Source organism: Pseudomonas sp. GW822-FHT07A10, from assembly GCF_058798795.1.
The window spans coordinates 284,391-306,716 of sequence record NZ_JBXAKV010000002.1 but is presented as its reverse complement, the minus strand read 5'-3'; the positions used below and the strand labels follow the sequence as shown (position 1 = coordinate 306,716).

The 22,326-nt window shown below is 60.1% G+C and carries 26 protein-coding genes; 15 read left to right on the top strand and 11 right to left on the bottom strand.

The window, feature by feature from the left end:
• Positions 1-14: 14 nt before the first annotated feature.
• From AC1RL4_RS04875 to AC1RL4_RS04865, 3 genes are all read right to left on the bottom strand, one after another.
• Entirely contained in the window at positions 15-782 is a 768-nt protein-coding gene (locus AC1RL4_RS04875) for a uroporphyrinogen-III synthase (RefSeq protein ID WP_019580506.1), read from the bottom strand.
• On the bottom strand, positions 779-1,720 hold the full coding sequence (gene hemC, locus AC1RL4_RS04870; protein WP_028939136.1) for a hydroxymethylbilane synthase: 942 nt from the start codon (positions 1,718-1,720) through the stop codon (positions 779-781). Before hemC ends, AC1RL4_RS04875 begins: the two co-directional genes overlap by 4 nt.
• A gap of 136 nt (positions 1,721-1,856) precedes the next feature.
• Complete coding sequence (locus AC1RL4_RS04865; RefSeq protein WP_007899317.1) at positions 1,857-2,603, bottom strand: LytR/AlgR family response regulator transcription factor; 747 nt, start codon at positions 2,601-2,603, stop codon at positions 1,857-1,859.
• Positions 2,604-3,065: 462 nt separating this feature from the next.
• On the opposite strand from AC1RL4_RS04865, the gene argH reads away from it, so the two are divergent.
• A complete protein-coding gene (argH, locus tag AC1RL4_RS04860) occupies positions 3,066-4,460 on the top strand; it encodes an argininosuccinate lyase (RefSeq protein ID WP_019580504.1) in 1,395 nt (464 codons plus the stop codon).
• A 108-nt stretch (positions 4,461-4,568) separates the two neighbouring features.
• Here the strand turns inward: argH and AC1RL4_RS04855 are convergent, their stop codons facing one another.
• A complete protein-coding gene (locus AC1RL4_RS04855) occupies positions 4,569-5,228 on the bottom strand; it encodes a glutathione S-transferase family protein (RefSeq protein WP_019580503.1) in 660 nt (219 codons plus the stop codon).
• A gap of 125 nt (positions 5,229-5,353) precedes the next feature.
• Between AC1RL4_RS04855 and AC1RL4_RS04850 the strand changes: the two genes are divergently transcribed.
• The 3 genes from AC1RL4_RS04850 (at position 5,354) to AC1RL4_RS04840 (ending at position 9,115) form a co-directional block, all read left to right on the top strand.
• A complete protein-coding gene (locus AC1RL4_RS04850; RefSeq protein ID WP_018927538.1) occupies positions 5,354-5,638 on the top strand; it encodes a hypothetical protein in 285 nt (94 codons plus the stop codon).
• Between the two features lie 177 nt (positions 5,639-5,815).
• Entirely contained in the window at positions 5,816-6,061 is a 246-nt protein-coding gene (locus tag AC1RL4_RS04845) for a TIGR02647 family protein (protein ID WP_007894898.1), read from the top strand.
• Positions 6,062-6,268: 207 nt separating this feature from the next.
• Positions 6,269-9,115: a class I adenylate cyclase gene (locus AC1RL4_RS04840; protein WP_230173234.1), complete on the top strand. Its 2,847-nt coding sequence runs from the start codon at positions 6,269-6,271 to the stop codon at positions 9,113-9,115.
• A gap of 5 nt (positions 9,116-9,120) precedes the next feature.
• Here AC1RL4_RS04840 and rnk read toward each other — a convergent pair whose 3' ends face one another.
• From rnk to cyaY, 3 genes are all read right to left on the bottom strand, one after another.
• On the bottom strand, positions 9,121-9,531 hold the full coding sequence (gene rnk / locus AC1RL4_RS04835; protein ID WP_019580501.1) for a nucleoside diphosphate kinase regulator: 411 nt from the start codon (positions 9,529-9,531) through the stop codon (positions 9,121-9,123).
• A gap of 299 nt (positions 9,532-9,830) precedes the next feature.
• Positions 9,831-10,049: a DUF1289 domain-containing protein gene (locus AC1RL4_RS04830; RefSeq protein ID WP_081625749.1), complete on the bottom strand. Its 219-nt coding sequence runs from the start codon at positions 10,047-10,049 to the stop codon at positions 9,831-9,833.
• Positions 10,050-10,053: 4 nt separating this feature from the next.
• Complete coding sequence (cyaY, locus tag AC1RL4_RS04825) at positions 10,054-10,386, bottom strand: iron donor protein CyaY (protein WP_019580500.1); 333 nt, start codon at positions 10,384-10,386, stop codon at positions 10,054-10,056.
• 238 nt (positions 10,387-10,624) lie between these two features.
• Between cyaY and lptM the strand changes: the two genes are divergently transcribed.
• From lptM to AC1RL4_RS04795, 6 genes are read left to right on the top strand one after another with little or no spacing between them, the layout of a single operon-like run.
• A complete protein-coding gene (gene lptM / locus AC1RL4_RS04820) occupies positions 10,625-10,798 on the top strand; it encodes an LPS translocon maturation chaperone LptM (protein WP_007941283.1) in 174 nt (57 codons plus the stop codon).
• A 9-nt stretch (positions 10,799-10,807) separates the two neighbouring features.
• On the top strand, positions 10,808-12,055 hold the full coding sequence (lysA, locus tag AC1RL4_RS04815) for a diaminopimelate decarboxylase (protein WP_019580499.1): 1,248 nt from the start codon (positions 10,808-10,810) through the stop codon (positions 12,053-12,055).
• Positions 12,056-12,059: 4 nt separating this feature from the next.
• The gene (dapF, locus tag AC1RL4_RS04810; RefSeq protein WP_018927533.1) at positions 12,060-12,890 is read left to right on the top strand and encodes a diaminopimelate epimerase; all 831 of its coding nucleotides are present in this window, start codon (positions 12,060-12,062) and stop codon (positions 12,888-12,890) included.
• 13 nt (positions 12,891-12,903) lie between these two features.
• On the top strand, positions 12,904-13,629 hold the full coding sequence (locus AC1RL4_RS04805; RefSeq protein ID WP_007941280.1) for a DUF484 family protein: 726 nt from the start codon (positions 12,904-12,906) through the stop codon (positions 13,627-13,629).
• A gap of 2 nt (positions 13,630-13,631) precedes the next feature.
• Entirely contained in the window at positions 13,632-14,531 is a 900-nt protein-coding gene (gene xerC, locus AC1RL4_RS04800; protein ID WP_019580498.1) for a tyrosine recombinase XerC, read from the top strand.
• Positions 14,528-15,235, top strand: a complete 708-nt coding sequence (locus AC1RL4_RS04795; protein ID WP_019580497.1) for an HAD family hydrolase — start codon at positions 14,528-14,530, stop codon at positions 15,233-15,235. The genes xerC and AC1RL4_RS04795 overlap by 4 nt, the downstream gene beginning before the upstream one ends.
• A gap of 80 nt (positions 15,236-15,315) precedes the next feature.
• Here the strand turns inward: AC1RL4_RS04795 and sutA are convergent, their stop codons facing one another.
• The 4 genes from sutA to glnK all read right to left on the bottom strand — a co-directional run bounded on the left by sutA (position 15,316) and on the right by glnK (position 18,092).
• Entirely contained in the window at positions 15,316-15,639 is a 324-nt protein-coding gene (gene sutA, locus AC1RL4_RS04790; protein WP_007941277.1) for a dormancy-specific transcriptional regulator SutA, read from the bottom strand.
• Between the two features lie 102 nt (positions 15,640-15,741).
• Positions 15,742-16,167 (bottom strand): secondary thiamine-phosphate synthase enzyme YjbQ, encoded by a 426-nt coding sequence (locus AC1RL4_RS04785; RefSeq protein ID WP_018927529.1) that lies wholly within the window; start codon positions 16,165-16,167, stop codon positions 15,742-15,744.
• A gap of 213 nt (positions 16,168-16,380) precedes the next feature.
• The gene (locus AC1RL4_RS04780) at positions 16,381-17,718 is read right to left on the bottom strand and encodes an ammonium transporter (protein WP_007941275.1); all 1,338 of its coding nucleotides are present in this window, start codon (positions 17,716-17,718) and stop codon (positions 16,381-16,383) included.
• 35 nt (positions 17,719-17,753) lie between these two features.
• Entirely contained in the window at positions 17,754-18,092 is a 339-nt protein-coding gene (glnK, locus tag AC1RL4_RS04775; RefSeq protein WP_002555808.1) for a P-II family nitrogen regulator, read from the bottom strand.
• Between the two features lie 416 nt (positions 18,093-18,508).
• On the opposite strand from glnK, the gene AC1RL4_RS04770 reads away from it, so the two are divergent.
• From AC1RL4_RS04770 to AC1RL4_RS04750, 5 genes are all read left to right on the top strand, one after another.
• A complete protein-coding gene (locus AC1RL4_RS04770; protein ID WP_019580496.1) occupies positions 18,509-18,775 on the top strand; it encodes an accessory factor UbiK family protein in 267 nt (88 codons plus the stop codon).
• 397 nt (positions 18,776-19,172) lie between these two features.
• Positions 19,173-19,700, top strand: a complete 528-nt coding sequence (locus AC1RL4_RS04765; protein WP_230173225.1) for a BRO-N domain-containing protein — start codon at positions 19,173-19,175, stop codon at positions 19,698-19,700.
• A gap of 205 nt (positions 19,701-19,905) precedes the next feature.
• A complete protein-coding gene (locus tag AC1RL4_RS04760) occupies positions 19,906-20,442 on the top strand; it encodes an N-acetyltransferase (RefSeq protein WP_230173223.1) in 537 nt (178 codons plus the stop codon).
• 34 nt (positions 20,443-20,476) lie between these two features.
• Complete coding sequence (locus tag AC1RL4_RS04755) at positions 20,477-20,647, top strand: hypothetical protein (protein WP_230173221.1); 171 nt, start codon at positions 20,477-20,479, stop codon at positions 20,645-20,647.
• A gap of 179 nt (positions 20,648-20,826) precedes the next feature.
• On the top strand, positions 20,827-22,320 hold the full coding sequence (locus AC1RL4_RS04750) for a YifB family Mg chelatase-like AAA ATPase (protein ID WP_019580491.1): 1,494 nt from the start codon (positions 20,827-20,829) through the stop codon (positions 22,318-22,320).
• Positions 22,321-22,326: the final 6 nt, after the last annotated feature.

Here is a 22,326-nt window from a genome sequence, read left to right as displayed (position 1 = left end):
ATCCATCCTTTGCATTAGAAAACGGGTACGGGGTGCTCCCGTAACGCCGTCAGCAAGGCCGCGGCACTGGCGCCACGACAATCCACAACTGTTTGGGCCCCGGCGGCGCGTGCCAGCTCGGCGACCCTGGGGCTTGGAACAAACAACGGCAACCGCGCCATGATCGGCCAGGCATCGCCAGCCAAACGGTGCAGGTGCTCAAAACCCTGTCCACTGCTGACCACCAGCCCATTCAAGCGTTCCGCCTCGATCCGCTCAGGCAACGCTGCCGGTGGGTACTGCGGCAAGCCGCGTCGGTACAACTCCAGATACTCGACACTAGCACCAAGCTCGCGCAAACGCTCAGCCAGCAACTCGCGCCCACCCTCCCCACGCACGATCAACACCCGTGGCTCGGGACGGGCGATAGCCTCGCGCAACCGTGGAAGTTCAAGCAAGGCTTCGCTGTCATCACCGTCGGCCGGGAAGCTCACATCCAGCCCGTTAGCTTCGAGGATCTGTGCCGTCGCCGCGCCGACGCTGAACCACGTCAGAACCGGTGGTTGCGGCCAATGCTGGTGGAGCAGCTCGACAGCGATTCTGGCGGCCGGCTTGCTGACCACGATCACCGCGCAATAGTGATCCAGGTCCTGAATCACTGCGCGCATTGTGGCAGAGGCCGGCATCGGCTCGATGTCCAAAAGCGGCAAGCTGCTACTGAAAACCCCCGCGTCAGCCAACACACGGGCAAGCACCGCTGATTCATCCGCAGGGCGCGTCAGCAGCAGGCGCCAGCCAGTCACTCGTGCCCAGCCTCGCCATAGACTGCTTTGAGAATGGCGTCGGCGCCCTGACTCAGCAGGTCTTCGGCCACTTGCACGCCCAGGGCCTCGGCCTCGCTGCGTGGCGCTCGGGCCTCGGCGCAGAGCAGCAGGCCGCCGTTCGGATCGCCCACCAAGCCACGCAACCAGATCTGCTCGTCTTCAAGCACGGCGTAGCAGGCAATCGGCACCTGGCAGCCGCCATTCAGATGTTTGTTGAGGGCACGTTCAGCGGTCACGCGGATGGCCGTATCCTGATGATGCAGCGGCGCAAGCAGTGCATGAATCTCAGTGTCGGCGCTACGGCACTCGATACCGACCGCGCCCTGGCCACCGGCTGGCAGGCTGTCATCGACACTGATGGCCGAGGTGATGCGGTGTTCGAAGCCCAAACGAATCAAACCCGCCGCGGCGAGGATGATGGCGTCGTATTCGCCGGCATCGAGCTTTGCCAGGCGCGTGTTGACGTTGCCACGCAGGAAGCGGATTTCCAGATCCGGGCGACGGGTCAACAACTGAGCCTGGCGGCGCAGGCTGGAGGTGCCGACGATGCTGCCTGGCGGCAACTCATCCAGGCTGGCGAAGGTATTGGAGACAAATGCATCGCGCGGGTCTTCGCGCTCGCAGATGCAGAACAGACCGAGGCCTTCGGGGAAGTCCATCGGCACGTCTTTCATGGAGTGCACGGCGATGTCGGCTTCGTTTTCCAGCAGCGCGGTTTCCAGCTCCTTGACGAACAGGCCCTTGCCGCCGATTTTCGACAGGGGCGAATCGAGCAGCTTGTCGCCGCGACTGACCATGGGCACCAGTGTCACGAGCAGGCCCGGATGGGCCTGTTCCAGACGAGCCTTGACGTATTCGGCCTGCCATAGGGCCAGAGCACTTTTGCGGGTGGCGATGCGGATTTCGCGAGAGGACATGGATCAATCCGTACTGAATAGATACGGCGGATAATAACAGCTCAGCCAAATCCACTTTGACTTGTATCAGAAACTGCATGGCCTCCCTGGCCCTCAAGGTCCTAAAACAGGGTAGAAATCCGCCCTGAATGGCGGATTAAAGCTGCTGCATCATTTTGCGCACGCCGGCCACATGGCGTCGGCTGACGATCAGGGCGTCGCCGTTCAGGCCTTTGAGAAACAGCTGGAAATGCCCCAGGGGGGTGCGTTGCAGCCGTTCAATGCGTTCGCGGGCGACCAGTGCGTTGCGGTGGATCCGCACGAAACGGTCGCCAAATTCGTCTTCGAGGGCCTTGAGTGGCTCATCCAGCAGCACTTCGCCACCTTCATGGCGCAAGGTCACGTACTTGTGATCGGCAATAAAGTAGACCACCTGGCCCAACGGGATCAGTTCAATACCTTTACGGGTGCGAGCGCTGATATGGCTGCGTGGGCCGCTGCCGGTTTCGGCGGCGGGACGAGTCAAGGCTGCGAGCTGGACGCGATTGGGGCGTTCGGCTTTTTTCAATGCTTCATGTAGCTGTTCTGTGCGCACGGGCTTCACCAGATAGCCCACGGCGCTGGCCTGTAGGGCTTCCACGGCAAATTCATCGGGCCCTGTGCAAAACACCACGGCGGGCGGGGTTTCGCGTTCGCACAATCGTGCCGCCACTTGCAGGCCATCGAGGCCCGGCATGCGAATATCGAGCAGAACGATATCCGGCTTGTGGCTGTCGATCAGTGCCAACGCCTCTTCGCCATTCGTGGCGCTGGGCTCCAGGACGTTGTATCCCTCGAGTTCGCCGACCATTCGGCTCAGGCGCTCGCGGGCCAGGGGTTCGTCATCAACGATCAGGACATTCATATTGCGCTGGATTCCTGCGTGAGTCTCGCACAAAGATAGCGTAGACAGGTGAAGTGACGTCCGTCACCGCGATCCACGCTAAGACTAGCGCGAGGGCCAAAAAGTGCCGCGAGACCGGCGGCTAAATTTTCATCTGCCGGGTGACTGACGGCCCAGGCCCGCGTTGGCGAGGCATCGCCATAGGGTTTGCTGATACACAATATGAACACCCCTCTTCTCTCTATAGTCAGCTGCAGCATCGAGAAGTGCGCTGATCCTACTGTCCAACTGTAGACGGTTGCCGCGACGATATTGCTCAAATGAGAAATATCGTTGCGCAATTTGCGCATCGCTGGCTTCGAGTATGGATCGCCCCATGAGAAAAAAACGTATCGACCAGTGTCAGCGACAGGATTGGCAACCCTGTTATTATCCGCGTCAGCGTTCCACGCCATCTTTCTTCAAGCCGATACGAGCGAATTCATGAGCACTGACAAGACCAATCAGTCCTGGGGCGGCCGCTTCAGTGAACCCGTCGACGCCTTCGTTGCCCGCTTCACCGCCTCCGTCACCTTCGACCAGCGCCTGTATCGCCACGACATCATGGGCTCGATCGCCCACGCCACGATGCTGGCCAAGGTCGGCGTGCTGACCGATGCCGAGCGCGACAGCATCATCGATGGCCTGAAGACCATCCAGGGTGAAATCGAGGCCGGCCAGTTCGACTGGCGCATCGACCTCGAAGACGTGCACATGAACATCGAGGCGCGCCTGACCGACCGCATCGGCGTGACCGGTAAAAAGCTGCACACCGGCCGTAGCCGCAACGACCAGGTCGCCACCGACATTCGTCTGTGGCTGCGTGACGAGATCGACCTGATCCTGGCCGAGATCACCCGCCTGCAAAAAGGCTTGCTGGAGCAGGCCGAGCGCGAAGCCGGCAGCATCATGCCGGGCTTCACTCACCTGCAAACCGCGCAGCCGGTGACCTTCGGGCACCACATGCTGGCCTGGTTCGAAATGCTCAGCCGCGACTACGAACGCCTGGTGGACTGCCGCAAGCGTACCAACCGCATGCCGCTGGGCAGCGCTGCACTGGCTGGCACCACTTACCCGATCGACCGCGAGTACACCGCACAGTTGCTGGGCTTCGACGCTGTTGGCGGCAACTCCCTGGACAACGTGTCCGATCGCGACTTCGCCATCGAGTTCTGCTCGGCCGCGAGCATCGCGATGATGCACTTGTCGCGGTTCTCCGAAGAGCTGGTGCTGTGGACCAGTGCGCAGTTCCAGTTCATCGATCTGCCGGACCGTTTCTGCACCGGCAGCTCGATCATGCCGCAAAAGAAAAACCCGGACGTGCCGGAGCTGGTTCGCGGCAAGACTGGCCGGGTGTTCGGCGCGCTGATGGGCCTGCTGACCCTGATGAAAGGCCAGCCGTTGGCCTACAACAAGGACAACCAGGAAGACAAGGAACCGCTGTTCGACGCCGCCGACACCCTGCGCGACTCGCTGCGGGCCTTTGCCGACATGATCCCGGCGATCAAGCCCAAGCACGCGATGATGCGCGAAGCGGCCCTGCGCGGCTTCTCGACCGCCACCGACCTGGCCGACTACCTGGTACGCCGCGGCTTGCCGTTCCGTGATTGCCACGAGATCGTTGGCCACGCGGTGAAATATGGCGTGGACAGCGGCAAGGACCTGGCGGAAATGAGCCTGGAAGAACTGCGCAAGTTCAGCGACCAGATCGAGCAGGACGTGTTTGCCGTGCTGACCCTGGAAGGTTCGGTGAATGCCCGTGACCATATCGGCGGAACCGCGCCGGCACAGGTCAAGGCTGCCGTGGCTCGCGGTCAGGCATTGCTCGCCAGCCGTTAAAAGCTTCGCGGGCAAGTCGGATCGCCGCACCGCTCGCGCCTACAGGGGACCGTGCTCCCTCAGGCGCGAGACTTGCCCGCGAAGGCATTCTCAAGATCGTTACACAATCTATTTCTTCGACGCGATCATCGCCAGAAACGCGGGCATTGATGCGTCCTTGTCTGCCGCAATTCGCTGCACGTTCGGATTCTGCCCCAGACGCTCCAGCAGCGCCTTGGCCGCCGGCATCTCAGCCAACGGATCGATATCGAACAGCTTCTGCGCCACGGCACAAGCCATCGGCACGCTGTACAGGAAATACAAATCCGCAATGCTGAGACGGTCGCCCGCTACGTAAGGGGCGAACTTGCCGTGCCTGCCCAGTGAGGCGAACCCCAGCAGCAGCTCGGCCTTGGTCTTGTCCTTGATCGCCTCCGGCACTGACATGCCAAAAAACGCTTCGGGGTAGCAGGCGCGCGCCGGCAGTTCGATGTACAACTCGATTTCCTTGGCCAAAGCCAGCGCCTGCGCTCGCTCGAAAGGCTCGCTCGGCAGCAGCGGTGTGCCTTTCTGGCTCTGCTCGAGATACTCGAGAATCACGCTGGTTTCGTTGACGAAACCTTGCTCGACGCCCAGTACCGGAACCTTGCCCCGCGGGCTGATAGCCAGCGCCTCGGGGCTGGTGCCTGGGTAAAACGGCACTTCTTCAAACGACAGTCCCTTCTCCAGCAACGCCAGCTTGACCATGTTGTAATAGTTGCTGACGCAAAATCCATAAAGCTTGAGCATTACATAGCCTCCAGGCCGTGCAGGGGGTTGGCAGCGCCAGTTATAGAACGCCCAGGCACTTCTTGCCAGCAGCATCACAATGCTGAATGCAGGTAAACTGGCCGCCTTTCCTTGAGGAGCCTGCCATGAGCGAGCCAAACGACATCGACAACGACGAAGAAGAATTCGCCGAAACGACGCTGATCGAAGCAATCGAAAACCAGATCGAAAGCGACAACCCGCCAGCGGCCAAGGCAACCTTCAACAAGCTGACCCTGGTGGGTTACGAACGTGAAGAAATCCTCAACCTGATGGCCCATGTGCTGGCCTACGAGATCGACGCCATGCTCGATGAGGACCGTGCATTCGACACCGAATGGTATGAAACGGCGCTGCGCGCACTGCCAGAGTTGCCGCCGGAAAAGCAATAACCCCGCCCCCCCTGTAGGAGCGCGCTCGCTCCTACAGAAACCACCCCCGCGGTCCGTACCACCCTCCGGGGAATGCCTCTCGGGGAGAAAAACCCTGTTGCCAGCACTGGACATGCCTCACCGACGGGTTCACCTTAGGGGCGCTATCGTCTAATTCCTAGAAAGTCTGGAGTCCTTATGTCGCTTACCCCTGAGTTGGTTGCCGAACTGGAAATCCTCGCACTCTTCAACCTGGACAGTTCCCAGGAAGGTTTGAAAATTCATCAGACCGCTGCCCCGAAAGCCATTGCCGCCGCACAAAGACTGTTCGACAAAGAATTGATCACCCAGCCCGATGGCGGTTACCTGACCAGCCTGGGGCGTGACGCCGCACAAAACGTGCAAACCGTTCTCACCATTCTGTCCGTGCGGGAAACAGCCTGAGCATCACTGCATAGCCCACGGAAAGCTCTGTCACGGGATTTCCGCGGGCACACTTGATGACTGGCCCTGTTACCTGCCGTCGCCAAACGATAGAAATCTGACGCCAGGAAAACAAAATCAGCTTAAAAGTCCCGGGGCCGAGGCGCTAAACTGCCCCTCACCCTGAGCCCTCCCACGTCCGAGCCCCGCGAGCCGGATTGAGCTGACATGACCCGCACCCATGAAATCCGCCCCGATCTGGACGAGGGAATCGATCGCAAGGTTCTCAGCCAGCTGCGCGCCCGTTTTCTGAAGCTCAACGAGGGTCGCATGGCCCGTGCCATGGAAGGGTTGTCGACCCGCCAGCAAACGGTGCTGACCCTGCTGCCGCTGTTTTTCCACGTCAATCATCCGCTGTTGCCGGGTTACGTTTCGGGTAGCACCCCGGCCGGCCTGTCGAATTACGAACCCGACATCAACACCCTCGCCGAAGCCCAACGCCTGACCCGCTCGTTTTCCTACAAGCCGCGCCACGGCAGCAATCCGCCGCGCCCCATTCACGGCCTGTTCCTGATGGGCAGCCTCGGCACCCTGGCCCAGGCCGATCAGAGCGACATGGACGTGTGGGTCTGTCATGGGCCGGACCTGAGCGAAAGCGAGCTCGCTGAACTGCGCAAGAAATGCCAGTTGCTGGAAGTCTGGGCCGCCAGCCAGGGCGCCGAGGCGCACTTTTTCCTGATCGACCCGGCCCGCTTCGTGCTTGGCGAGCGCGATACGCAGTTGAGCTCGGAAGACTGTGGCACCACCCAGCACTATCTGCTGCTGGACGAGTTCTATCGAACCGCGATCTGGCTGGCCGGACGCACCCCCATCTGGTGGCTGGTGCCGGTCTACGAAGAGGTTGCGTACGACCGTTACACCCACACGTTGCTTTCCAAACGCTTCATCCGTGCCGACGAAACCCTGGACCTGGGGCATCTGGCGCACATCCCGCCCGGGGAATTCATCGGTGCCGGGCTCTGGCAGTTGTTCAAAGGCATCGAATCGCCCTACAAATCAGTGCTCAAACTGCTGCTGACCGAGGTCTACGCCAGTGAACACCCGAAAGTCCACTGCCTGAGCCTGCGTTTCAAACAGGCGGTGTTTGCCAATCGACTGGACCTCGATGAACTGGACCCGTACATGGTGGTTTACCGGCGCATCGAGGAATACCTCACGGCTCGGGGCGAACCGGAGCGGCTCGAACTGGTACGCCGTGCGCTGTACCTGAAGGTCAATCGCAAGCTCACCGGCAGCAGCGGTCGCACCCAGAGCTGGCAGCGTTCGCTGCTCGAACGTCTGGCCCACGAATGGCATTGGGATCAGCGTCAGTTGGCGTTGCTCGACAGCCGCAGCCAGTGGAAAGTCCGCCAGGTCAGCGCCGAGCGCCGTGCCTTGGTCGGCGAACTGAATTACAGCTACCGCTTCCTGACACAGTTTGCCCGTAACGAGCAGACCGTCAGCCTGATCAACAAGCGCGACCTCAATGTGCTGGGCCGGCGGTTGTACGCGGCCTTCGAGCGCAAGGCCGACAAGGTCGAATGCATCAACCCGGGCATCGCCCCCGATCTGGCCGAAGACACCCTGACGCTGGTGCAGGCCCCGAACAAGAGAGAGCCGGGGCAAACCCAATGGGGTTTGTACAACGGCAGCCTGACCGCTCATGAGTGGGAGCATTTCGCGCCGATCAAGCGCAGCCGCCAGTTACTCGAACTGCTCACCTGGTGTCACCGTAACGGCGTGATCGACAGCAGTACCCGCCTGGCCCTGCACCCCGGCACCAGCGACTTGAGCGAGTTCGAACTGTTCAACCTGCTCGGCAGCCTGCAGCAAAGCATCGCCCTGCCCCTGACCACCGTCGCCGAAGAGCCTTTGCTGCGCGCCAGCGTGCCGAGCGAAATACTGATTCTGGTGAACGTCGGCGTCGATCCGCTCAAGCACCATCGCGACATGAACATCCTGATGACCACCGAGCGCACCGATTCCCTGAGCTACGCCGGCGTGCGGGAAAATCTGGTGTTGACCCTGGATCAGGTCACGCTAAACAGCTGGAACGAGGTGCTGGTCAGCCGTTTTGACGGCCCCCACGCCCTGCTCGACTGCCTGCGCGATTACCTCAATAACCTGCCGGACGGGCCACAGCAACCCAAGCTGCGGGTACGTTGCTTCTGCCACAACCGCGCACAATTCATAGCCCGACGAGTCGAAGAAGTTCTCGATACCGCGCAAAACCTGCTGCTGAGCAAACTCAATCATCGTTACCTGATTCAGGTCCAGCAGCATTACCACGTGCTGGAGCTGGTGCCCGGCCAGGTCAATCACGTTGCCCTCGCCACGCTGCCGGCGCTGTTTGACTACCTCGGCGAAGAGCTGGCGAGCTACAGCCCGCTGCATCTGGACCCGATGGCACTGGAAGACCACGATCTGGCGCTGATCCTGCCCATGGGGCAACCCGACTGCGTTCAGGTGTTCTACCGGATCAACGAACACCAGGCCGATCTGTACGTGCTGGATGAATTCAATGCCCTGTGGCAGCAGCGTTTGCCTTATCACGACGAACAAAGCCTGCTGGTGCCGCTGCAACGTTTCCTGCAATCGATCCAGTACCGGCGCGACGCCTTGCTACCGATGGACGCCGCCCAGCCGCTGAGCCTGGAGACTTTGTATTACCAGTTATTGCCTTCAGGCACCGCGCGGGCGCGTCGGGTCGAAGCCCGACCGGCGCCGCAAACCCCGGTCAACAAACCGTTCTATGACGTGCAGGCGATCGTCGGCAAAGCCGCACCGGGACAGGTGCAAGTCACGTTGTATTGCAATCAGCGGGAATTTTCAGAGCTGGAACACGGCGACCAACTGTTCAGTGTGGTCGCCCGGGAAATCGTCGAACAGCGCCGCGAGACCGAACGCTATCGCTGCTACATCACCGACCTGGACCTGTCGGGCCTGCTCGGTGATGGTCAGAGTTCAAGCAATTTGTATTTGCGCTACAAGGCCGACCTGGAGCGCGCATTGAACGAGGCGCTCGAGCAGGTCTGAGGGGTTCATTCCGGGAAATCGCCGCCGTTGGCAGGCTGCGATTCAACTTCCAGCAGGGTCAGTTTGAGGGTCTTGCCACCCGGTGCCGGCCAGTCGATGTGCTGGCCAACCTTCAGGCCGAGCAACGCACTGCCCACCGGCGCCAGAATGGAAATCCTGCCTTCGTCAGCGTTGGCATCCTTGGGGTAAACCAGAGTCAGGTGATAGTCCTTGCCACTGCTCTCTTCACGGCAGTGCACACGGGAATTCATGGTCACGACATCGGCCGGCACCTCTTCGTGACCGACCAGGGTATCGGCGCGATCCAGTTCGGTTTGCAGCGCGATAACGCCCGGCAGCGAGTCATCCAGGCTGTCGATCAGGCGCTCCAGACGTTGCACGTCCAGACGGGTAAGGGTGATGGAAGGTGCGGTCATGATCAGGGCAGACTCCTTTCTTCTGCACGAAAAAAGCAAAACCCCGCCAGAAAAAGGCGGGGTTTTCACGAGCCTCGATGGGTTGAGGCGTATCTGGACACTATCACAGCTCAATAAATAAACAAGCCGGGGGCGACCACGGCCCAGCGCTGACCATTGTGGCGAGGGAGCGATGTGGCGAGGGGGCTTGCCCCCGTTGGGTCGCGAAGCGGCCCCAAAAAGCTTACGACTGCTGCGCAGCCGAACGGGGGCAAGCCCCCTCGCCACAAAAGCCCTTAAGCCCTTAAGCCCTTAAGCCCTTAAGCCAAGATTTTGCGTTGTACAGCCTGCGCACAAATCACCCGCCGCCGCTCATCATCGGCCGAGCGCCATTCGCGGATATCTTCGACATGCCGAAAACACCCCAGGCAAACCTTCTGCTCATCCAGCCGGCACACACCGCTGCACGGCGAAGGCACTGCCGGGCTGACGTTGCTATAGAGCGGTTTGGGCGGGCGAACGGGCGCAGGCTGGGTCACGATCTCACAGACCTTCGAATTCGAGTTCGACGTCGGCTTGCTGCTTGACGATGCGCTCGAGCATCTCACCCAGTTGCTCGTCGCTCTTGTCACACATCCAGCGCTTGCTCTCTTCGTCGTAGTCGAAGTGGAAGCCACCCGACACCGCCGCCAACCACAATTGCCGCAACGGCTCCTGACGACTGAAGATCAACTGGCTGCCGTTTTCGAACTTGACGGTGAGCACACCGGCCGAGCTCTCCAGATCGATATCCAGGTCACTCTCATCGAAAATATCCTCCAGCGTCTGCTGGGTGGCATCGACCAGGTCGTGAAAACGGGCTTCAGTCAAACTCATTACGGGAACCTCAAAAAGTGTCTACTCACGCTCAAGCGCCGCAAGATACGGGCGAGCCCCGATGATTGCAAAGAATAACCACCAAGGACGAGGTGCGGTACGAAATATCCCTGCGCAACGCAGGACAAGTTACTGCGCCACAGTCAAAGGCCCGCCGGACGGGAGCCGCGTCACATAGGCAAGCTGCCGGGTGGCCGGTATACTCCGGCGCAATTAACGCATTTTCAAGGATTTCGCCATGAAGCGCCTGATCTCTTCCCTTGCTGCGCTCGTCGCGGTTGCCTGCCTGGTATCGGCCTGTGGTCAAAAAGGCCCGCTGTACCTGCCCGATGACAGCCAGGATCCTGCAGAGCAGGCCAAGTCGTCGCAACAGTCTCCGTCGAAAGCACACAAACACGACGTCTACCAATAAGGGAACGCCATGGACGCTTTTAACTACCGTGACGGTGAGCTGTTCGCGGAAGGTGTTGCCCTGTCCGCCATCGCCGAACGCTTTGGTACACCGACCTACGTCTACTCCCGTGCCCATATCGAAGCCCAGTACCTGGCTTACGCCGATGCGCTGGCCGGCACGTCGCACCTGGTCTGCTTTGCGGTCAAGGCCAACTCCAACCTGGGTGTACTGAATGTCCTGGCCCGTTTGGGCGCCGGTTTCGACATCGTTTCCCGTGGCGAACTGGAGCGTGTACTGGCCGCTGGCGGCAGCCCCGAAAAGATCGTGTTCTCCGGTGTCGGCAAGACCCGTGACGACATGCGTCGCGCCCTGGAAGTCGGCGTGCATTGCTTCAACGTCGAATCCACCGATGAGCTCGAACGTCTGCAAGTAGTCGCCGCCGAGCTGGGCGTTCGCGCGCCTATCTCGCTGCGCGTCAACCCGGACGTCGATGCCGGCACGCACCCGTACATTTCCACCGGTCTCAAAGAAAACAAGTTCGGCATCGCCATCGCCGACGCCGAAGACGTGTATGTCCGCGCCGCGCAACTGCCTAACCTGGAAGTGGTCGGCGTCGATTGCCACATCGGTTCGCAACTGACCACCCTGCCGCCCTTCATCGATGCCCTCGACCGCCTGCTGGGCCTGGTCGACCGCCTCGGCGATTGCGGCATCTACCTGCGCCACATCGATCTGGGTGGCGGTCTGGGCGTGCGTTATCGCGATGAAGAGCCGCCATTGGCCGCCGACTACATCAAGGCCGTGCGCGAGCGCCTCGACGGTCGTGACCTGGCGTTGGTGTTTGAGCCAGGCCGCTTCATCGTTGCCAACGCCGGCGTGCTGCTGACCCAGGTCGAGTACCTCAAGCACACCGAACACAAAGACTTCGCCATCGTCGATGCGGCCATGAACGACCTGATCCGCCCGGCGCTGTACCAGGCCTGGATGGACGTTACCGCCGTGCGCCCTCGCGATACCGCGGCGCGTGCCTACGACATCGTCGGCCCGATCTGCGAAACCGGCGACTTCCTGGCCAAGGATCGTCAACTGGCGCTGGAAGAAGGCGACCTGCTGGCCGTGCATTCGGCCGGTGCCTACGGGTTTGTCATGAGTTCCAACTACAACACTCGCGGCCGCGCCGCTGAAGTGTTGGTGGACGGTGGTCAGGCAATCGAAGTGCGTCGCCGCGAGACGGTAGCCGAGTTGTTTGCTGGCGAAAGCCTGCTGCCGGAGTAACCCCATGCTGCTGCGTTTTACCAAGATGCACGGCCTGGGCAATGACTTCATGGTTCTCGACCTGGTCAGCCAGCACGCGCACATTCTGCCCAAGCATGCCAAGCAATGGGGCGATCGGCACACCGGCATCGGGTTCGACCAGTTGCTGATCGTCGAGGCGCCCAGCAACCCGGACGTGGATTTCCGCTATCGGATCTTCAACGCCGACGGCTCCGAAGTGGAACAGTGCGGTAACGGTGCACGCTGCTTCGCCCGCTTCGTGCTCGACAAGCGCCTGACCGCCAAGCGGCAGATTCGCGTCGAGACCAAAAGCGGCATCATCGAACTGGACATCCGCAACGATGGCCAGATCAGCGTCAACATGGGCGCCCCGCGCCTGGTGCCGGCCGAGATTCCGTTCGAAGCCCCAAGCCAGGCCCTGAGCTATCAGGTCGACGTCGACGGCACCATGGTCGAACTGGCTGCGGTGTCCATGGGCAACCCCCATGCCGTGTTGCGGGTCAACGACATCAACAAAGCACCGGTGCATGAACTGGGGCCGAAAATCGAACATCACCCGCGCTTTCCGGCGCGGGTCAATGTCGGTTTTCTCCAGGTCATCGACCGGAACCGCGCGCAGTTGCGCGTCTGGGAACGCGGGGCCGGGGAAACCCAGGCCTGCGGAACCGGCGCTTGTGCTGCCGCGGTGGCCGCGATCAGCCAGGGGTGGATGGATTCGCCGCTATTGATCGACCTGCCCGGCGGGCGCCTGTCCATTGAATGGGCAGGCCCTGGCCAACCGGTCATGATGACCGGCCCGGCAGTACGCGTATACGAAGGACAAGTGCGTCTTTGAGTGAGCGAAATCCATGACCGACAAGCCCCAGGTTCCCGCCCTACAGCCCGACGAATCCCCTTCCGAAAGCCTTGAGGCGGCGGCGATTGCCGCGTACCTGGAGGCTCATCCGGATTTCTTCATCGAGCATGAAGAACTGCTCCCGGCCCTGCGCATTCCGCACCAGCGCGGCGACACCATTTCGCTGGTCGAACGCCAGATGACAATTCTGCGCGATCGCAACATCGAGTTGCGTCATCGTCTCTCGCACTTGATGGACGTGGCCCGCGACAACGATCGCCTGTTCGACAAGACCCGCCGTCTGATTCTCACATTGATGGACGCGACCAGCCTTGAAGACGTGGTGATTGGCGTCGAAGACAGCCTGCGCCAGGACTTTCAGGTGCCCTTCGTCAGCCTGATCCTGCTGGGCGACAACCCGATGCCGGTAGGCCGCTGGGTCACCCACGCCGACGCACAAACGGCCATCGGCGGCCTGCTCTCGGAAGACAAGAGCGTCTGCGGCAGCCTGCGTGAGCATGAACTGGACTTCCTGTTCGGCGAAGAACAGCGCAAGCAGATCGGCTCCACCGCCGTCGTCGCCATCAGCCACCAGGGCATCCACGGTGTTCTGGCCATCGCCAGCCGCGATCCGCAGCACTACAAGAGTTCGGTGGGCACGTTGTTCCTCAGCTACATCGCCGAAGTCATGGGCCGCGTACTGCCACGGGTCAACAACTCCCTGCGCTCGGTACGCTGATCGTGGAACGGCAACTGGACGCTTACTGCGAACACCTGCGCAGTGAGCGGCAAGTGTCGCCGCATACGCTGTACGCCTACCGCCGCGACCTCGACAAAGTGCTTGGCTGGTGCGTCAAACAGAACATCGGCAGCTGGGCCGCACTGGATATCCAGCGGCTGCGCAGCCTGATCGCCCGCCTGCATGCACAAGGCCAATCGTCCCGCAGCCTGGCGCGGCTACTGTCGGCGGTGCGCGGGCTCTATCATTATCTGAACCGCGAAGGCCTGTGCGACCACGACCCGGCCAATGGCCTGGCACCGCCCAAGGGCGAGCGTCGTCTGCCGAAAACCCTCGACACCGACCGTGCGCTGCAACTGCTAGAAGGCGCGGTGGAGGATGATTTCCTGGCCCGTCGGGATCAGGCGATTCTGGAGCTGTTCTATTCCTCCGGCTTGCGGCTTTCGGAGCTGACCGGGCTCAACCTCGATCAGCTGGACCTGGCTGACGGCATGGTCCAGGTCCTCGGTAAAGGCAGCAAGACCCGGCTGTTGCCAGTGGGCCAAAAGGCTCGCGAAGCACTGGAACTGTGGCTGCCGTTGCGGGCCATGACCAACCCGGCGGACGACGCGGTGTTTGTCAGTCAGCAAGGCCGGCGCCTTGGCCCCCGGGCGATTCAGGTGCGGGTCAAGGCCGCCGGCGAGCGCGAGCTGGGGCAGAACCTGCACCCGCACATGTTGCGACACTCTTTCGCCAGCCATTTGCTGGAGTCCTCTCAGGACTTGCGCGCCGTACAGGAACTGCTCGGCCACTCGGACATCAAGACCACCCAGATCTACACCCACCTGGACTTCCAGCACCTGGCGACGGTCTACGACAGCGCCCATCCACGGGCCAAACGCATTAAAGGCGATGATTCATGACCATCCAACTGATCACCTTCGACCTCGACGACACCCTGTGGGACACCGCCCCGGTAATCGCCAGCGCCGAAGCCATATTGCGTGAATGGCTGACCGAGCATGCGCCGAACCTGGGCGCGGTGCCGGTGGAACATTTGTGGTCGATTCGCGAGCGGGTGTTGAGCAACGAGCCGAACCTCAAGCACCGAATCAGTGCGCTGCGTCGGCGGGTGCTTTTTCATGCTCTGGAAGAGGCTGGTTACGACCATGGTCAAGCCTCAGACCTGGCTGATCAAAGTTTTGAAGTGTTTCTGCATGCCCGGCATCAATTGGAAGTATTCCCCGAAGTCGAGCCGACGCTGGAGACACTCGCCAAGCACTACGCCCTCGGTGTAGTGACCAATGGCAACGCCGATGTGCGCCGACTGGGCCTGGCGGATTACTTCAGGTTTGCCCTGTGCGCCGAAGACATCGGCATCGCCAAACCGGATGCGCGACTGTTTCATGAAGCGTTGCAACGTGGCGGCGCGACCGCCGAAACCGCGGTGCATATCGGCGATCATCCTGGCGATGACATTGCCGGAGCACAGCAGGCGGGGTTGCGAGCGATCTGGTTTAACCCGGCGGGCAAAGTGTGGGAAGCCGAGAGGGCGCCGGATGCCGAGATTCGCAGTTTGACCGAGTTGCCGGGGTTGTTGGCTCGCTGGAACTCAGCCGATATTTGAGGTGCTGTGATCCTTTGATTTTCCCCCATGAAAAAGCCCGCAGCGACGGCGGGCTTTTTCAGCAAGCAGGAAGCAGGCGCTTAGATAGGCCGGCTGCCGTACTTGTTATCAGGCTTCTTGGGAGGATCGGCGACCACATTGGCCTCCACTTCCTGCACCTTGCCGCCCCGTGCCAGAAACTCTTCCATGGCCTTGGCCAGGGCATCGCGTTCCTTGTTCTTGGCTTCAACGCTCGGCAGCTCATCGACCGATACCGCTGCCTTGGCTTTGCCTTTGGCAGTGGGAACGGGCACATCAGCACCATCATCGTCAGCAACGTCTTCCGCTGCTGCTTCCAGGCCTTCTTCGGCCTCGTCTTCGTCGCCTACTTCGAGGTCGTCGTTTTCCAGATCATCGTCGCTCATGTTCTACCTCATGACTTGCGAAAAGCAGATTAGTTATAGCCCAGCTTTGCCTTCTGTCGAAGGCCGCCGGAAAAAATTCAACCACCGCTGGTGACCAGCGGTTTATTCCCCTTCACCGTGCACGGTGGCGAGGACTTTACGGGCACCGCCATGATCACGGTGCTCGCCCAGATAAACGCCTTGCCAGGTTCCCAACGCCAGTCGGCCTGCCGAGATCGGCAAACTGAGCTGACAGCCAAGCACGCTGGCCTTGAAGTGCGCCGGGAGGTCGTCCTGGCCTTCGTCGTTATGCTCATAGTCGTCTGTTCCTTGTGGGATCAGACGATTGAAAAATCGTTCGAAGTCGCGACGTACCGCCGGATCGGCGTTCTCGTTGATGGTCAACGACGCCGAGGTATGCTGTAGCCACAAATGCAACAGACCGACCCGACACGCCTTGAGTTCAGGCAAGCCGGCGAGTAACTCGTCCGTTACCAGATGAAAGCCCCGGGGCCGTGCCCGCAGGGTAATCAGAGTCTGTTGCCACATACAGTTCTCCGCACGTTCGGGGCGCATTCTAGCGCGCTCTGGGAAAAAACAAAGGCCCTAATATTCCTTCAATCGTGTAAGCCATTGGCCGCAGAAAAACACCCGTTGTAAACGCCCCTGAACGTGTATGAAAAAACCTTTCAGCCTTTCCTTCACTGACAAAATCAAGACAAAAAAATACCCGGCAAGCCGGGCATTTTTTTGTAGGCGTGCTTACAAGTTGTAGCCGCGTTCGTTGTGCAGCGCCAGATCGATGCCGACTGCCTCTTCTTCCTCGGTGATACGCAGACCGATGACAGCGTCCAGCACCTTGAGGATGATGAAGGTGACGATCGCGGTGTAGATCACCGTGAAGCCCACACCTTTGCACTGAATCCAGACTTGAGCCGCGATGTCGGTGACGGTGCCGAAACCACCCAGGGACGGTGCCGCGAACACACCAGTCAGGATCGCGCCGAGGATACCGCCGATACCGTGCACGCCAAAGGCATCCAGGGAATCGTCATAACCGAGTTTGCGTTTCAGGGTAGTCGCGCAGAAGAAGCACACCACGCCTGCTGCCAGACCGATCACCAGAGCGCCCATCGGGCCCACGGTGCCAGCGGCCGGAGTGATTGCAACCAGACCGGCCACCACACCCGAGGCGATACCCAGTGCACTTGGCTTGCCGTGAGTGATCCACTCGGCAAACATCCAGCCCAGCGCCGCAGCGGCGGTGGCGATCTGAGTCACCAGCATCGCCATGCCTGCAGTGCCGTTGGCTGCGGCAGCGGAACCGGCGTTGAAACCGAACCAGCCGACCCACAACATCGCAGCACCCATCAAGGTGTAACCGAGGTTGTGCGGCGCCATTGGAGTGGTCGGGAAGCCTTTACGCTTGCCCAGTACCAGGCACGCAATCAGACCGGCCACACCGGCGTTGATATGAACCACGGTGCCACCGGCGAAGTCCAGAACACCCCAGTCCCACAATAGGCCGCCGTTGCCGGACCAGACCATGTGCGCAATCGGTGCGTAAACCAGGGTAAACCACACGCCCATGAAAATCAGCATGGCGGAGAACTTCATCCGCTCGGCGAAGGCGCCGACGATCAGTGCCGGGGTAATGATGGCGAAGGTCATCTGGAAGGTGACGAACACTGCCTCAGGGAACAGCGCCGCAGGCCCGGTCAGACTCGCAGGCGTGATACCGGCGAGGAAGGCCTTGTTCAGGCTCCCGAAGAACGAGTTGAAATTGATGACGCCCTGTTCCATGCCGGTGGTGTCGAACGCGACGCTGTAGCCATAAATGACCCACAGAACGCTGATCAGACCGGTAATGGCGAAGCACTGCATCATCACGGAAAGAAGGTTTTTCGACCGAACCATGCCGCCGTAGAACAGCGCGAGGCCGGGAATGGTCATGAACAGCACCAGGGCTGTCGAGGTCATCATCCAGGCGGTGTCGCCGGAGTTGAGGACTGGGGCCGCCACTTCGTCTGCCGCCATGGCCAGGCCGGGCATTACGAGGGACAACAGGGCTCCTAGCCCTGCGATTTTACGCAGAGTCATATTGTTTTCTCCTGGGGCGTTGGGTTTGTGGCGGCTTAGATTGCGTCGGTATCGGTTTCGCCGGTACGGATGCGAATCGCCTGTTCCAGATTGACCACGAAGATCTTGCCGTCACCGATCTTGCCGGTGTTGGCGGCCTTGGTTATCGCCTCGATAACCCGGTCCAGATCCTTGTCGTCAATGGCGACATCGATCTTCACCTTGGGCAGAAAATCGACCACGTACTCCGCGCCGCGATACAGCTCGGTGTGACCCTTCTGCCGACCGAAGCCTTTGACCTCAGTAACGGTAATGCCCTGCACGCCGATCTCGGACAGCGACTCGCGCACGTCGTCCAATTTGAACGGCTTGATGATGGCAGTGACTAGCTTCATGAAAACTCTCTCCCGAATTGGTGGACTTGCCCCAGGAAAACAAACCCGACTCAAGTCTAAGCGCAGTGCCTGGCTTTGTAACGCATCGTCGGCCTTACCTGCCCATCCGACGCCAGCTAACCACTCCGCACGAAACTTCCCCCGTTCCGCTTGGCGCACTGCATTCGTCACAGCGACTGCATCAGTGCATGGGTCACCAGCGACTAAGCAGAAAGCTTGCCATCTATCCAAAACCCATTGATTTCAAGCCCTTGGCCGCTGCCACAGGCCCTTCCAGTCGATTGACGCAACGGTTACGCACAACAACAGTGCGCGACCGCCCACTCGTATGCGCGAAAAGCGTGCATCCCAGCCGCCGAGATTGACTATAGACACTGCGTGGTACACTGCCCGCCATTGTTGACAGGACATTTCCCATGCTCGCGCCCAAAGACTTCCTCGACGCCCTCAGCGGCACCGCCTCCCGCCTCTTCAGCGGCGACACCCCACTGCCGAAAAGCGAAATCGAAAGCCAGTTCAAGGCTTTGTTGCAGAGCGGCTTCAGCAAGCTGGACCTGGTGAGCCGGGAAGAATTCGATAGTCAGATGGTTGTGCTGGCGCGGACCCGGGCGCGGCTGGAAAGCCTTGAGGCTAAAGTGGCGGAGCTGGAAGCGAAGCTCAATCCAGTTGCTGACGCCGAGTAACCTGGTCGTTCCCGTGCTCTGCGTGGAAACGATCATTCAATGTGTCCTGTAGGAGCTGCCGAAGGCTGCGATCTTTTGATCTTAAGCCCTGCAAACATCCCGGCAACGTCCTACAAAGAGCACCACCGCCGTCCGATTGCGCCGCAAAGCCCCGGTTCCTAAGCTCACCTTCTGCTGAATGTTCAGCACTGGGTTTGGCGACCCTGGAAGCTTAAGGCGCACGACAACCATCCGATAGCGGGCTAATTTCCGCCGCATCGAATCATGGCGGCTGTGCGTGGGAGACCTTCGGGTCTGCCGGGTTCCTTTTGCTCCGGTTCGCCAACCCGCGTACAGCTGCCACCCAATTGTTTGGCGACGATTGCAGGCAGCCCTTTAAGCAAAAGGAGCTGTATCAATGAATCGCGATGACGCTTACCTGATCCCCCACGTCTTCACCCGCCACAAACTCCACATCCACGCCCTACTCCTCGAAAACCAGGCCTGGTTCAGCGCCCGCGACCTCGGCCGATTGCTCCGGCTTTTCCTGGACGAACGAGCGTTACGAAAACTCGATCCCGACCAACACCAAACCGTACAACTGCTCATCCACGGCACTGTAGAAAACACACTGCTGATCAGCGAATCCGGCGTCTACGCATTACTGGTCTACCACTACTGCCCCGAATACCGAGGCCTGCGCGAATGGCTGACCCACGACGTGGTCCCAGCCCTCAGAGACGCCCAACATCCCACCTCAATCGAACGCCCGATTCTGAGCCTGCTCAATTGGCCGCAGATGTCGTTGAGTTTGCTGCACTGGAATAACCAGCCGTGGATTCGGTTGCAGGATGTTCCGCACGTACTATCTGGTCAGAATGAATCAAAACGTACAGTCAATGCGCCTTGGTGGAAGCGAGCTTCGCGGATGCTGCAATCGTTTTAACACCAATTTGCACCGCCTATGGACTACGTTTGCTGCGCGCCAGACGTAGTCATTTTCCACAACCATACCCAATTCCACCTGTTGTGCTTCTGACGTCCTTCATTCATCTAAGTACGGTCCTACAGTAGCCAACTCCTGCGCCTGATTACGTGACCACGCCCGCGTCCGTTACCTTCTTCGCCTCGATTTCAACAGTACAAAAGCGATGAGAAGAAAAGGAAAAGGCACAGAACTCCGCAACCAGATATTCAAGTCTGATGCTCGAAATCTCACTTACGAAGCAATGTCCGATGATCCTGACATTCGTGCCGCAGGAATCAACGTCTCAGCACTCAGGCTCGATCCGATCACCGCGACTGCAATCAACTCCTGTCATCTGTGGGAAGCAGTAATCCTGTACCCGTGGGAATGCATTCCGGACTGGAAGCGTAAGGATGCAAGGGGGCTGGATCTGGCTATCTGGTATGAAGAAGAGCTCTGTAGCTTGTGCTATGCGACTCCGCGTGAAAGCACTATCTGCATAAAAATTGTGCTTTTGCAGGGACATACAAGAAACACCCCCGCTTTGCGAGGCTGGATCGCTCCAATTGCATTGCTGGCTACGGAACTTTATGCGCGGATGCTGGGCTGCGATGAGATCGAGGTACAAGAACCCGACCCGGGTGCTATTTCCTATTATCAAAAACTTGGATTCATTTTTGACAAAACCAACCGCCTTGTCTTTTCGCTAGACGACCAATAAGATCAATCCACTCATCCGGGCACGCGAGGTGTCTATGAAACCCAAAAAGCAAAAAGCGAAGCCATCAAAGATCGCTGAGTATCATGCCGAGGCGCTCCGCTTGGCGGGAAACGTTTCTGTCAGTCAGCGTCGCTTTTTTAAAGTCGCAGCTACGTATGGCAAAGAACTTGAACCTGATGGCTTGCTTGCAGGTGCACGAGTCTGATTAGGCTTCCCGAAGAAACCGCCCGAGTGGCGGTTTTTTTGTGCCTCGCGATTGGCCTGCTTCGTACTTGCAACATCCAGTGAAAGTTTGTCGCCTAAACCACCCCACCAGAACTTCCTCCGCCAACTACCCTTCAAAAACCCGCAGGAAGCGGTTCCCTGTCAGCTCAAGGAACGACCATGTCCCTATCCATCGTCCACAGCCGCGCCCAAGTCGGCGTGGATGCGCCCGCCGTCACCGTCGAAGTGCATCTGGCTAACGGCTTGCCGTCGCTGACCATGGTCGGGCTGCCCGAGGCGGCGGTGAAAGAAAGCAAGGACCGGGTGCGTAGCGCGATCATCAATTCCGGCCTGCAATTTCCGGCACGGCGCATCACTTTGAATCTCGCCCCTGCCGATTTGCCGAAGGATGGCGGGCGATTCGATCTGGCGATTGCCTTGGGGATTCTGTCGGCCAGTGTGCAAGTGCCGACGTTGACGCTGGATGACGTGGAGTGCCTGGGAGAGCTGGCGCTGTCGGGCGCGGTGCGGGCGGTTCGAGGAGTGTTGCCGGCGGCGCTGGCGGCACGCAAGGCCGGGCGCACGTTGGTAGTCCCGCGAGCGAACGCTGAAGAAGCCTGCCTGGCGTCGGGGTTGAAGGTGATTGCGGTGGATCATCTGCTTCAAGCGGTCGCGCATTTCAATGGTCACACGCCCATCGAACCCTACGCTTCCAATGGTTTGCTCTACGCCAGCAAACCCTACCCCGACTTGAATGAAGTTCAGGGACAACTGGCGGCCAAGCGAGCCTTGCTGATTGCAGCGGCGGGGGCTCATAACCTGCTGTTCAGCGGTCCGCCGGGGACGGGAAAAACGTTGTTGGCGAGTCGTCTGCCGGGGCTGTTACCGCCATTGGCCGAGAGCGAAGCACTGGAAGTCGCGGCGATTCAATCGGTCGCCAGTTGTGTGCCGCTGAGTCATTGGCCACAGCGCCCCTTCCGACAGCCTCACCACTCCGCTTCAGGCCCTGCACTGGTAGGCGGCGGCTCGAAACCGCAACCCGGTGAAATCACCCTCGCCCACCATGGCGTGCTGTTCCTCGATGAACTCCCGGAATTTGATCGCAAGGTATTGGAGGTATTGAGAGAGCCATTGGAGTCCGGTCACATCGTGATTTCCCGCGCCAAGGACCGCGTACGCTTTCCGGCGCGCTTTCAATTGGTGGCTGCGATGAACCCCTGCCCCTGTGGATATCTTGGCGAGCCAAGCGGCCGTTGTTCCTGTACGCCGGACATGGTGCAGCGCTATCGCAACAAACTGTCGGGGCCGCTGCTGGACCGCATCGATCTGCACCTGACGGTTGCTCGGGAGGCTACGGCGCTGAATCCTGCGTTAAAACCCGGCGACGATACAGCCACCGCCGCCAAGCTGGTTGCTGATGCAAGAGAGCGGCAACACAAACGCCAAGGTTGCGCCAATGCCTTTCTCGACCTGCCAGGCCTACGCCGACACTGTAAGTTATCCACAGCCGATGAAAACTGGCTGGAATCCGCCTGCGAGCGTTTAACGCTGTCGTTGCGAGCGGCCCATCGACTGCTCAAGGTCGCGCGCACGCTGGCGGACCTTGAGCAGGCTGACGGGATCAGACGCGAACACCTGGCCGAAGCGCTGCAATATCGGCCAACAACACTCTAGTCCGTG

What these genes read in the sequence shown, in the direction of transcription:
- glnK (WP_002555808.1), bottom strand. Translation starts at nt 18,092, where the DNA reads ATGAAGCTAGTCACTGCCATCATCAAGCCGTTCAAATTGGACGACGTG.
- rnk (WP_019580501.1), bottom strand. Translation starts at nt 9,531, where the DNA reads ATGACCGCACCTTCCATCACCCTTACCCGTCTGGACGTGCAACGTCTG.
- AC1RL4_RS04750 (WP_019580491.1), top strand. Translation starts at nt 20,827, where the DNA reads ATGTCCCTATCCATCGTCCACAGCCGCGCCCAAGTCGGCGTGGATGCG.
- AC1RL4_RS04780 (WP_007941275.1), bottom strand. Translation starts at nt 17,718, where the DNA reads ATGACTCTGCGTAAAATCGCAGGGCTAGGAGCCCTGTTGTCCCTCGTA.
- AC1RL4_RS04770 (WP_019580496.1), top strand. Translation starts at nt 18,509, where the DNA reads ATGCTCGCGCCCAAAGACTTCCTCGACGCCCTCAGCGGCACCGCCTCC.
- dapF (WP_018927533.1), top strand. Translation starts at nt 12,060, where the DNA reads ATGCTGCTGCGTTTTACCAAGATGCACGGCCTGGGCAATGACTTCATG.
- AC1RL4_RS04785 (WP_018927529.1), bottom strand. Translation starts at nt 16,167, where the DNA reads ATGTGGCAACAGACTCTGATTACCCTGCGGGCACGGCCCCGGGGCTTT.
- AC1RL4_RS04755 (WP_230173221.1), top strand. Translation starts at nt 20,477, where the DNA reads ATGAAACCCAAAAAGCAAAAAGCGAAGCCATCAAAGATCGCTGAGTAT.
- AC1RL4_RS04840 (WP_230173234.1), top strand. Translation starts at nt 6,269, where the DNA reads ATGACCCGCACCCATGAAATCCGCCCCGATCTGGACGAGGGAATCGAT.
- AC1RL4_RS04850 (WP_018927538.1), top strand. Translation starts at nt 5,354, where the DNA reads ATGAGCGAGCCAAACGACATCGACAACGACGAAGAAGAATTCGCCGAA.
- AC1RL4_RS04855 (WP_019580503.1), bottom strand. Translation starts at nt 5,228, where the DNA reads ATGCTCAAGCTTTATGGATTTTGCGTCAGCAACTATTACAACATGGTC.
- AC1RL4_RS04845 (WP_007894898.1), top strand. Translation starts at nt 5,816, where the DNA reads ATGTCGCTTACCCCTGAGTTGGTTGCCGAACTGGAAATCCTCGCACTC.
- sutA (WP_007941277.1), bottom strand. Translation starts at nt 15,639, where the DNA reads ATGAGCGACGATGATCTGGAAAACGACGACCTCGAAGTAGGCGACGAA.
- hemC (WP_028939136.1), bottom strand. Translation starts at nt 1,720, where the DNA reads ATGTCCTCTCGCGAAATCCGCATCGCCACCCGCAAAAGTGCTCTGGCC.
- AC1RL4_RS04765 (WP_230173225.1), top strand. Translation starts at nt 19,173, where the DNA reads ATGAATCGCGATGACGCTTACCTGATCCCCCACGTCTTCACCCGCCAC.
- AC1RL4_RS04865 (WP_007899317.1), bottom strand. Translation starts at nt 2,603, where the DNA reads ATGAATGTCCTGATCGTTGATGACGAACCCCTGGCCCGCGAGCGCCTG.
- AC1RL4_RS04760 (WP_230173223.1), top strand. Translation starts at nt 19,906, where the DNA reads ATGAGAAGAAAAGGAAAAGGCACAGAACTCCGCAACCAGATATTCAAG.
- AC1RL4_RS04805 (WP_007941280.1), top strand. Translation starts at nt 12,904, where the DNA reads ATGACCGACAAGCCCCAGGTTCCCGCCCTACAGCCCGACGAATCCCCT.
- cyaY (WP_019580500.1), bottom strand. Translation starts at nt 10,386, where the DNA reads ATGAGTTTGACTGAAGCCCGTTTTCACGACCTGGTCGATGCCACCCAG.
- AC1RL4_RS04795 (WP_019580497.1), top strand. Translation starts at nt 14,528, where the DNA reads ATGACCATCCAACTGATCACCTTCGACCTCGACGACACCCTGTGGGAC.
- lptM (WP_007941283.1), top strand. Translation starts at nt 10,625, where the DNA reads ATGAAGCGCCTGATCTCTTCCCTTGCTGCGCTCGTCGCGGTTGCCTGC.
- argH (WP_019580504.1), top strand. Translation starts at nt 3,066, where the DNA reads ATGAGCACTGACAAGACCAATCAGTCCTGGGGCGGCCGCTTCAGTGAA.
- lysA (WP_019580499.1), top strand. Translation starts at nt 10,808, where the DNA reads ATGGACGCTTTTAACTACCGTGACGGTGAGCTGTTCGCGGAAGGTGTT.